This window comes from Chrysiogenia bacterium, assembly GCA_020434085.1.
In the GTDB taxonomy this organism is placed as follows: Bacteria; JAGRBM01; JAGRBM01; order JAGRBM01; family JAGRBM01; genus JAGRBM01.
Genome location: JAGRBM010000302.1, coordinates 1 through 9,467, shown reverse-complemented (window position 1 = coordinate 9,467; position 9,467 = coordinate 1). Strand labels below are relative to the sequence as shown.

Sequence of the window (9,467 nt, the reverse complement as noted above, 5' to 3'; positions counted from 1 at the left end):
CTACATAAGCCGCGCGTTGGGGGGAGGCGCAAATCCCCGGCGGGAGTTTCTTCATGGGCGAGCCCACGAACATCGCACTCAAGGAGTGGTCCATTCTCTGCGCGGAGCTGGCGGCCGGCCGGCAGGTGATCCTGCTGAAAAAGGGCGGCATCCACGACCGGCGCAAAGAGTTCGAGATGGACCACCACGCCTTCTTTCTCTTTCCGACCTACTACCACGCCAAGGCAGAAGACGTCGTCCCCGGCGCGCGGGCCGAACTTGAACGGCTCACCGCGGAGGCGCCGCCCGAGTCGGAAGTGCACCTCTCGGTCTACTGCACCGTTCACGGCGCCAAATTTGTTGAGGACGTTGCGACGCTGGGGAAGCTCGAGGGCCAGCACGTCTACAGCGACCACACCATCGACACCCGCTACAACTACCGCCGCCCCGGACTGTGGGTGGTGACCGTCCGCGCGAGCGTCCTGCCCGCGCCGGTGGTCGTTTCCAATACGGAGGAATACGCCGGCTGCGTCTCCTGGGTGAGCCTCGACGAGGCCATCGATCCCGGGGAGGCCGCGCCGGCGCTCTCGGATGAGGCCTTTACCGAGCGGATCGCCGCGGTCGAAAAAATCATCGGCAAGTTCGCGTGACCCCACACCCCACGAAAGACACACAACATGGGCACAAAACACCAAGGAACAACGAAAGAAACCCGGGCGCTCAACGCCTACATCCCGCTGATGCGCAGCACGCAGCGGCTCGAAGTGCACCTCTCTCGCGCGCTTGCCGAGCATGACCTGACCATCAGCCAGCTCGGCGTGCTCGAGGCGCTGCTGCACCTGGGCCCCATGAGCCAGACGGCGCTCGGCGAGAAACTGCTGCGCACCGGCGGCAGCGTCACGGTGTGCGTCAACCGGCTCGAAAAACGCGGACTGGTGGAGCGTCGCCGCAGCCAGAGCGACGGGCGCGTCCAGATCCTGCATCTCACACCGACCGGCCGCCGTCACATCAAGAAGGTCTTCCCCGTGCACGTTGATGGAATCGTGCAGACCATGGGCGCGCTCAGCGCGTCCGAGCAGGCCGAACTGATGCGTCTGTGCAAGAAGATCGGCAAGGCACTTCCCAAGGACTGACAAGCAGCAGCGGGCTGCCCCCTCAAGCGCTTCCCGTATCGGCCCCGGGACGGGGCAGGGGTTGACGATCCTATCTGGAACAATTACTTGGATATCAAAGCAATTGGAGGGACGACAACATGACAACCAACCGGGAAACCCAGGCTCCAGTGGATGCGCAGTTCGTGGAGCGCTGGTCCCCGCGGGCCTTCGATGGGAAACCCGTGAGCGCCCGCGACATCGAGAGTCTCTTCGAGGCCGCGCGCTGGGCGCCCTCAAGCTACAACGAGCAGCCCTGGCACTTCCTCTATGCCGCCGAAGGGCAGAGCAGCGCCGAAGAACTGGAGCGCTTCCGCTCGCTGCTGCTCGATGGCAACCGCGCCTGGGCGGGCCGCGCCCCGGTGCTCATCTTCATCCTCGCGCGCCGTCATTTTGACCACAACGGCAAGGAGAACCGTACGCATCTGTTCGATACGGGTCTTGGCGCCATGTCGCTCATTCTCCAGGCGGAAAAGCTCGGCTTGCACTCCCACGCCATGGGCGGGATTCACCTTGAGCGCGTCTACGAGGAACTCAACGTCCCCAAGGATCGCTACGAAGTGATCTGCGCCCTGGCCGTGGGCTACCGCGGCGATGCGGAGACGCTGCCCGAAGAGCTGCGTGCCAAAGAGAAACCCTCGGACCGCAAGCCCCTCGCCGAGGTTGCGCTGCGCGGTGCTTTTACCGAATCCGACTGAATCGCCCGAGAGGAGGGCGCCATGATTGAAATCCGAAAATCCGCAGAGCGCGGCCACCTGAACTTCGGGTGGCTCGACACCCACCACAGCTTCAGCTTCGGTGAATACCACGACCCGGCGCACATGGGCTTTCGCGCGTTGCGTGTCATCAATGAAGACCGCATCGCCCCGGGCGCGGGATTCCCGACGCATCCGCACCGCGACATGGAGATCATCACCTACGTCGTGGGCGGCGCCGTGGCCCATAAAGACAGTACCGGCAGCAGCGGCGTCACCCCGGCGGGCGACGTGCAGCGCATGAGCGCCGGCACGGGGATTCGCCACAGCGAGTTCAACCCCTCGGACACCGAGCCCACGCACCTGCTGCAGATCTGGATCCTTCCCGACGGCGAGGGGCACGAGCCCGGCTACGAGCAGAAGAACTTCCCGCGCGAGCAAAAGCGTGGGCGACTCCTTCTCATCGCCTCTCCCGACGGGGCCGAGGGATCGGTACGCCTCAACCAGGATGCGAGCGTCTATGCCACGGTTCTCGATGCCGGCGAACGTGTTACCCACACCCTCTCGCCCGGGCGGCATGCCTGGGTGCAGGTCGTGAGCGGCGAGGTGGAAGTAAACGGTGAGACCCTTCAGGCCGGTGACGGCGCGGCGATCTCCCACGAGCGCAACATTGGCCTGAATGCCGCGAGCGCCGAGAGCGAGCTGATTCTCTTCGATCTGCCCTGATTTTCAGCCTTGTGAGGCCTGCAGGGGCAGCCCGGAACTGCCCGGGTTGCCACTTTGCGGGTCAATCGGCCAGACTCCGCCGCATTCGGCGCGCGCGTCGTGGTGATGGCGCGCGCAGATGATTCAACCAGCACCCACCCAGGAGAGACGGCTATGGATCCGGTGACCCTCTATCAGTTCGAACTCTGCCCCTACTGCCACAAGGTCAAGGCGGGCCTTGAGGTCAAGGGCATTCCCTTCAAGAAGATCGAAGTGAACCCGACCACCAAGAAAGAACTCCCCCCGCTGCCCGAAGAGGCGCCCAAGAAAGTGCCCGTCATTCAGACGAATGGCGAGACCGTCTACGATTCCTCGGACATCCTGCACTACCTGGACAAGAAATTTAACGACAAGGTGCACTACACCCCGGCCGACGCTGCGCGCCAGAAGCGGAGCGAGGAAGTCGACCAGTGGGTCGACGACGAGTTCACCTACGCGCTGCCGACCGTCATTTATGGCACCTGGCGCGAGGCGCTTCGCGCCGCCCAGATCACCGCGCGCACCTCGAACTTCGGGCCCATCGAAAACCTCAAGGTTCGCGCCGGCGGCTCGCTGATCATGTACGCGATCAGCAAGCGCATCCTGAAGAAGCGCAACAAGACCGACGGCCACAAGTGGGTGGTCGAGGACCTCGAACAGTTCGAGGAGTGGCTTGGAAGCGACGACTTCATCGGCGGGGACGAGGTCTCGCTCGGCGACGTCGCCATGCACGGCGCCGTCACCTGCGTGAAGGAATTCCCGATCTTTGCCGAGATCATGGGCCGCCCGAAGATGGCCGCCTGGTATAACCGCGTGCAGGCGATTCGAGACGCCAACCGCGCGAACTGAACCGCCTGAAAGTAAGCCGGAAACGCCTCCTTCGCCGGGGGCGTTTTCGTTTCAATGGCAGGGACATCGGTGGCGCTTTCCACCCGCGTCGCTGTGCTACATAGAGGATGCGTCCCCGAAGCGGGTGCGCCAGGGAGAGTAGAGGCGATGGGGCTTCTCGGAAACATCAAGAAGGCACTTGGAATCGACGCGCCACGGGCGGAGCCGCCGCGAAGCGCGCCTGCTGATGCGCCCGCCGCGCCGCGCCCTTCGGCCGCGGACCTCGGGGTTGGCGTGGGCACCGCGCCCGCACCGGCGATGCCGGCACCGAGCCAGCGCCGCGTCATCGAGGCGCCGGTCATCAAGGAAGAGGCGCCCGCACCTGAAGACCCCAATGCCGTCATCATCAAGGCCCAGCCCAGCGTGCAGGGCGACGAATGCCGCTTCCTGCTCGATCGCAAGGTGATCGAGGGATTCTCCTGGCACTTCGCCAACGCCGAAGCAGCCATGGGCTCGCCTCTGGTCGAGGCAATCTTCGCAGCCGAGGGCGATGTCGCCACGGTGCTGCTCTTTGGAAGCACTGTCACCATTACCCGCGCCGACCGCTACAACCGCAACTGGAAACCGCTGGCCGAGGCCGTCGGCGCCGCCATGCGCAAGGTGATTCAGGGCGGTGGGGATCTTGTCGATCCGGCGCTCAAGGACCGCGTGCCCGGCGAAGAAGAGCTTCGCAAGAAGGTGCTCGGTGTGATCGAATCCGAAATCAATCCGGGCGTTGCCGCCCACGACGGGCAGATTTCACTGACCGGGGTGACCGGCAACTCCATCACGATTCACATGGGCGGTGGCTGTCAGGGTTGTTCCGCCGCGGGTGCAACCCTGCGCGAGGGCATCGAAATGTCGCTTCGGCGCAGCATCCCCGAACTCGGCGCTGTTTTCGACGTGACCGATCACGCCGCCGGCGAAAACCCCTACTTCCGAGGCTGAAACCATGCCGCGACTGCTGACTTTCCGCATTTCCATCAAGACGGGCGAGACCGGGCACAAGGGGCCTGTCGTCTGCCGCTTCAACGATCACGTCATGCCGCTTGAAGCGGTGCAGGGCGGCACCGGGCCGGGGGAAACCTACTCGGGTGAGTTCTCGCCCATGAGCTTTGTCCACGGCTTTGTGCTCGAAGGCCCCGCCGAGGGATCCTGGGACATCGAGCGCATCGACATGGACTACGACCTGGGCGCCGATGGTTCCCATCAGGTGGCGCTTGGGCCCGTGACGCTCGACGAAAAGACTTCGGTGAATATCTGGAAGGATCGGCCGCTTCCGACCTGGGATGTCTGAAGAGACTAGCGCGTCTGCATTTTTTCCAGCCACTCCATCACAAACGTCAAGATCAGATAAAACAGAAACCCCGCGCCTGCGAAGGCAAAGGGCTTCCAGCCGATCCGCTTGAGCAGGGTCGGTGCGAACTGGAACTTCTTGAGAACATCGAGATCGTCGGACTGCGCCCTGGCCGGAGTTTTTTCGGCAGCATCGTGGCGAAGTCGCGCGTGCTGAATCTGGCCATGCTTGTCGAAGACGTACCGCGACATGCGCGAGCCGCTGTCGTCGGTCATCACATCGCCGAGGGCGCTTTCATCGATCTCCACGCCCATCCCGTCCGAGAGGAAGGAACGCAGAACCCGTTGCGAGCCCGCGTAGATTCGCTCGAACTGGATCCCCACTCCGACCAGTGAACCCTCACCCGGCTGGACCATGCGCCGGATCGTACCGAGTGCCTTGAGCGGATCGCTGCCCTCTTCGAAATAGATCTTGAGCGCGACTTCCTGTCCGGGAGGCGAGAGCTTGTTGGTGTTGACGAAGACGCCGGTCTCGGAAAGATCGACCGTGACCGCGCGGCCGACGTAGCTGCCTACCTTGAAGTCCACGCGAAGGTGAACCTGGCGGCGCTTCTTGGCGCGCCGATCCGCTGACATCCCCTGAGCCATGGGTGTGATCCTACCAGTTTGAGGGGGGCGCTGAAAAGGGCGTGATTAGCGGCGCAGTACGGAAAGCTAGTTCTGCTTGTGAATCTCGGCGCGGGCTTCCTCGACCTTGCCCAGAATTTCGATGCGGTCGGGGGCCTCGGGCTCCTGGACGAGATAGCGCTCCAGGTCGGCCAGCGCCAGGCCGAAGCGCCCAAGCCCGAAGTGGAGCAGTCCGCGGTCGCGGTGTTCGTGGGAGGCCCGGGGGCTGAGCAGCAGGATCCGGTCCACGACGGTGATGGCCCGTTCGAGCTCCCCGTCGCGGGCAAAGACCGCCTTGAGGTTTGAGAGCATGCGGATGAGGATCTGCCGGTTCGTGGCGGGCGCCAGAAGCTGCTCGGAAAACTCGATGCGCCCGCGCGAGAGCTGTTCGAGAAAAAAGCGGCAGTCCTCGGTCAGCATGACCTGGGCGCGGTCGTAGGGGTCGGCGAAGATCGCGCTCTTGGGCAGGTCGAGCCGAACCAGAAAGTGCATGGGAAACCCGACGCCCTGCAGCGGGATGTCCAGGCGGCGCGCCACTTCCATCATCACGACCGCCAGGGTGATCGGAATGCCCGCGCGGCGCTCGATGACCGAGCCCAGGTAACTGTTCTCGGCGCAGTAGTAGTCGTCCTGGCTCCCGTGGAATTCCAGGCGCTCATAAATAAACTCGCGGAGCACATCGAACTTCTGGAGCAGGGTCTCCTCGCGCTCGATCTCGTAGCGGATCTGCTCGGCCAGCGCGTTGAGCGCGGCCAGCCCCTGGCGCACTTCGAAGTCCGACTCTTCTTCGGCCTGGATGAGCAGTGCCGCCTCGTCGAGGGGGATCTCATCGTCGGGAAGTCGCGCCAGCTCGGCAAATCGCTTGCGCGCGGGATGTGCGGTGAACTCGCTCATGATATACAGGCCCTACTACCACCCGCATGGAGCGCAACGCACATGGACTGGAAGATTTTCGGAACGACTTTCGTCACCCTGTTTCTTGCCGAGATGGGCGACAAGACCCAGCTTGCAGTGATCGCCGCCGTATCCAAGACCGGCAAGCCCTGGACCGTGTTCCTGAGCGCCGCGCTCGCACTGGTGGCCGTTACGGCGATTGGCGCAGGATTCGGCGAGGCGCTCTCCCGGATGATCGCGCCCGAAGTGCTCGAGAAAATCGCCGGGGGCGCTTTCGTGCTCATCGGGGTGCTCATCCTGGCCGACATTCTCTAGCCCAGCTTGGCCAGCACGCGGCGAGCTTCGTCGATGTGTTTCTTGGGATTGAACTGCGAATTGAAAATCTTGCGGACGACGCCTTCCTTGTCGATCACGTAGGTGACGCGGCCGGGAAGCAGGCCGAAGGTGGTGGGCACGCCAAAGCTCTTGCGCACCTTGCCGCCCCGGTCGGAGAGCAGCACGAAGGGCAGCGAGTACTTGGCCGCGAACTTTGTGTGCGAGTCCGGGGAATCGCTGGAGATGCCGATCACTTCGGCGCCCAGGTCCTTGAAGTCCTCGTAGCTGTCGCGGAAGGCGCACGATTCGGCGGTGCAGCCGGGGGTGTCGTCCTTGGGGTAGAAATAGAGCACCACGTTCTTGCCGCGGTAGTCCGAGAACTTGATTTCCTTGCCGCCCTGGTCGGAGAGCGTAAAGTCCGGGGCGCGGTCGCCCTCACCGATCTTTGCCATGTTTGTCTCACCCTGCAGTTTTTCCGGCCCCCGCGGGCCGCAACGTGCCGCCCAGTGTAGCCGCCCGGGCCCGGCGGGGAAGGGCCCTGCCTCGGCGGCGCAGCAGAGCGGTCACTACGGGGCAGTGGCGGCAGATGCCTTTCTGTCCTGGGCTTGGGGGCGCGCCCACGGGAGCGCCGTTGCGGTGCGCGCGGGCCTAGGCTAGAATTAAACGATATGAGCCGCACGATCCATGCGATTTTCGAGGACGGGGTCTTTAAGCCGGTCGAACCCGCCGATCTCCCTTCCGGGGCGGTCGTGCTGGTGACGTTGGATGATGAGGTCGAATCCGCCCGCGAATACACTGGTCCTTGGCCGCGCAAGTTCCTCTCAGGTGCCTGTGGTGACAGCGGACGCTCAGACATCTCCGAGCGCGCCGAGGAACTGCTTGAGGGATTCGGTCAGGATTGAATGGCCGTACTGCTCGACACCGGGGCGGTATACGCCTTTATGGACCGCCGCGACAGTTGGCACGAGCGGGTCTTCGCGTTCCTTTCTTCGACGGCAGAACATCTTCTTCTGCCCCAGCCCGTACTTGCCGAAGCCTGTTACCTTGTTTCCAAGAACCTGGGGACCCAGCCCGAGCGCAATCTTTTGCTCGACGTCCATGCCGGGCGTTTTGAGCTAACCGCCCTTGTCGCCGCCGACGTCCTGCGCGCGCATGATCTGCTTGCTCGCTACGATGACCTTCGTTTGGGCTTCGTCGATGCCTCCGTTGCGGCCTTGGCTGAACGGCTTGCCATCACGCGCATTGCCACCATCGACCGGAGGGACTTCTCCGTTATTCGGCCCTCCCACTGTGACCACTTTGAGCTATTGCCGTGAACAATTTCGCAGCCTTTGATGGAGCGCCAGTGCGAACCCGCCTGCTCGTGGTGAAAATGCAGGATGAGGGGGGCCGCATCGGCCGCATGCCCGATGGCAGTGAACCTTATCGGATTATCTAGAATGGTGGGCATACCTGGAAACAGGGGGAACATCGCGATGAAAAGGAAGTTGAGAAAAATGAAAACGGGACTGGTGCTGTTGATGGTGCTTGGCACGACCGCCTCTTGCGGCGGCGAGGAACTCAAAGCGTTCGTCGCTGGGCTGCTGGGAATCGAAGTGGTGAAACTGGAGCCGGACGACGGACAGGCAACGGACGAGTTCGGAATCTCTGTCGCCATCGACGGGGACTATGCCGTGGTTGGTGCGCGATTGGAGGACGGCGGCGTGGGAAACCCGACGATGGACGGAGGTGCTGTGTATGTGTACCGCCGGACCGGACCCGATACATGGGGCGACGAGGTAAAGCTTCTTCCATCGGTGAGTTACGGAGCGGGCGATCACTTCGGCTCTGAAGTGGCACTCGATGGCGATTATCTGGTGGTGGGTGCGCCGACGGGCAATGAAGCGTTCGTCTTCATGCGCACCGGTGAGAATACCTGGGACGCGGGAACCCGACTCAACGCTGGTGGAAGCGGTGCTCTCGGCGCCGACGTGGATATCGACGGTGACTACATTGTGGCCGGTGCGAGTAGCACCGCAGGCGGCGGAGCGGCGTATGTTTTCATGCGGACGGGTGCGAATACCTGAAGTGCGCCGACGCCGCTTGTCGGAATCGATACCCAAGCGGATGATGCGTTCGGAAGTTCCGTTGCGATCAGTGGTGACTATGTCGCGGTGGGCGCTCGAAGCGAAGACGGGGGCGCGGGTGATCCTCTGCCTGGTGCAGGAGCAGTCTACATTTTCCATCGTACTGGCTCAAACACATGGGATACAGGAGTTAAGCTTATTTCCTCTGAGCTAGAAGCAGGCGATCAATTCGGCATCGCGGTGGCGATGGAAGGGTCACATCTGGCAGTTGCGGCTACTATCGAGGCTGGTGGTCCCGGAGGCCCGGTTAATTCAGCTGGAGCTGTTTATGTGTATCAACAGCTAGGTGTGAATGCTTGGGGTAATGAAACCAAGCTTGCCGCTTCTGACCAGCAGCCCAATGACGAGTTTGGGACCAGCGTTTCCATCAGCGGCGGTCACATTGTTGTCGGCGCGCGTTTGGAGGACGGCGGCAGTGGCGATCCGTTGCGTGATAGTGGTGCAATCTATTCGTTTACGCTGGTCGGAGGCAACGTTTGGAATGCGGATCTGATTATTCGGCCAACCGATTCAATCATGGACTCGTTGTTTGGTTCCGCCGTTGATGTCGACAATGGTACGGTCATCGTAGGTCGTCCCGACGATCAGCCCGGCAATCTTCCCGGGTCGGCATATATTTTCAGATAAGTGATGCGAGAAGGCAGGTGATACGGACGGCCTGATTTAGTTTTTTAGGAGTAACCCATGGCAAATCAACCAAGCAAACCGTTTGTCGAGATACCCGATTCCGACAT

At 62.6% G+C, this 9,467-nt stretch carries 15 protein-coding genes; 12 read left to right on the top strand and 3 right to left on the bottom strand.

Translation table 11 applies throughout. The features are described from left to right. The first annotated feature begins 53 nt into the window (after nucleotides 1-53). From KDH09_10555 to KDH09_10525, 7 genes are all read left to right on the top strand, one after another. Nucleotides 54-629, top strand: coding sequence for a DUF1802 family protein (locus KDH09_10555; GenBank protein MCB0220125.1), 576 nt, complete (start codon nucleotides 54-56; stop codon nucleotides 627-629). Nucleotides 630-656: 27 nt separating this feature from the next. Then, the gene (locus KDH09_10550; GenBank protein ID MCB0220124.1) at nucleotides 657-1,112 is read left to right on the top strand and encodes a MarR family transcriptional regulator; all 456 of its coding nucleotides are present in this window, start codon (nucleotides 657-659) and stop codon (nucleotides 1,110-1,112) included. 119 nt (nucleotides 1,113-1,231) lie between these two features. Continuing rightward, the gene (locus tag KDH09_10545; GenBank protein ID MCB0220123.1) at nucleotides 1,232-1,828 is read left to right on the top strand and encodes a nitroreductase family protein; all 597 of its coding nucleotides are present in this window, start codon (nucleotides 1,232-1,234) and stop codon (nucleotides 1,826-1,828) included. 21 nt (nucleotides 1,829-1,849) lie between these two features. Beyond that, entirely contained in the window at nucleotides 1,850-2,551 is a 702-nt protein-coding gene (locus tag KDH09_10540; GenBank protein MCB0220122.1) for a pirin family protein, read from the top strand. 153 nt (nucleotides 2,552-2,704) lie between these two features. Then, nucleotides 2,705-3,418, top strand: coding sequence for a glutathione S-transferase (locus KDH09_10535; protein MCB0220121.1), 714 nt, complete (start codon nucleotides 2,705-2,707; stop codon nucleotides 3,416-3,418). Nucleotides 3,419-3,565: 147 nt separating this feature from the next. Next, nucleotides 3,566-4,384 (top strand): NifU family protein, encoded by an 819-nt coding sequence (locus KDH09_10530; GenBank protein ID MCB0220120.1) that lies wholly within the window; start codon nucleotides 3,566-3,568, stop codon nucleotides 4,382-4,384. A 4-nt stretch (nucleotides 4,385-4,388) separates the two neighbouring features. After that, entirely contained in the window at nucleotides 4,389-4,733 is a 345-nt protein-coding gene (locus KDH09_10525) for a helicase (GenBank protein MCB0220119.1), read from the top strand. Nucleotides 4,734-4,738: 5 nt separating this feature from the next. Here the strand turns inward: KDH09_10525 and KDH09_10520 are convergent, their stop codons facing one another. After that, nucleotides 4,739-5,380: a PilZ domain-containing protein gene (locus tag KDH09_10520; GenBank protein MCB0220118.1), complete on the bottom strand. Its 642-nt coding sequence runs from the start codon at nucleotides 5,378-5,380 to the stop codon at nucleotides 4,739-4,741. 66 nt (nucleotides 5,381-5,446) lie between these two features. Next, nucleotides 5,447-6,292: a tetratricopeptide repeat protein gene (locus KDH09_10515; GenBank protein MCB0220117.1), complete on the bottom strand. Its 846-nt coding sequence runs from the start codon at nucleotides 6,290-6,292 to the stop codon at nucleotides 5,447-5,449. A gap of 42 nt (nucleotides 6,293-6,334) precedes the next feature. Here KDH09_10515 and KDH09_10510 point away from each other — a divergent pair, with 42 nt between their 5' ends. Beyond that, complete coding sequence (locus KDH09_10510) at nucleotides 6,335-6,607, top strand: TMEM165/GDT1 family protein (GenBank protein ID MCB0220116.1); 273 nt, start codon at nucleotides 6,335-6,337, stop codon at nucleotides 6,605-6,607. Here the strand turns inward: KDH09_10510 and KDH09_10505 are convergent. Next, nucleotides 6,604-7,059 carry a peroxiredoxin gene (locus KDH09_10505; protein ID MCB0220115.1) on the bottom strand — a complete coding sequence of 152 codons (456 nt, stop codon included), beginning with the start codon at nucleotides 7,057-7,059 and terminating at the stop codon, nucleotides 6,604-6,606. The two genes, KDH09_10510 and KDH09_10505, sit on opposite strands and share 4 nt — an antisense overlap. A gap of 216 nt (nucleotides 7,060-7,275) precedes the next feature. Here KDH09_10505 and KDH09_10500 point away from each other — a divergent pair, with 216 nt between their 5' ends. The 4 genes from KDH09_10500 (at nucleotide 7,276) to KDH09_10485 (ending at nucleotide 9,360) form a co-directional block, all read left to right on the top strand. Next, nucleotides 7,276-7,509: an antitoxin family protein gene (locus tag KDH09_10500; protein ID MCB0220114.1), complete on the top strand. Its 234-nt coding sequence runs from the start codon at nucleotides 7,276-7,278 to the stop codon at nucleotides 7,507-7,509. After that, complete coding sequence (locus tag KDH09_10495) at nucleotides 7,510-7,923, top strand: PIN domain-containing protein (GenBank protein MCB0220113.1); 414 nt, start codon at nucleotides 7,510-7,512, stop codon at nucleotides 7,921-7,923. A 180-nt stretch (nucleotides 7,924-8,103) separates the two neighbouring features. Next, nucleotides 8,104-8,673, top strand: coding sequence for an FG-GAP repeat protein (locus KDH09_10490; GenBank protein MCB0220112.1), 570 nt, complete (start codon nucleotides 8,104-8,106; stop codon nucleotides 8,671-8,673). Between the two features lie 87 nt (nucleotides 8,674-8,760). Further along, entirely contained in the window at nucleotides 8,761-9,360 is a 600-nt protein-coding gene (locus KDH09_10485) for a hypothetical protein (protein MCB0220111.1), read from the top strand. Nucleotides 9,361-9,467 lie beyond the last annotated feature (107 nt).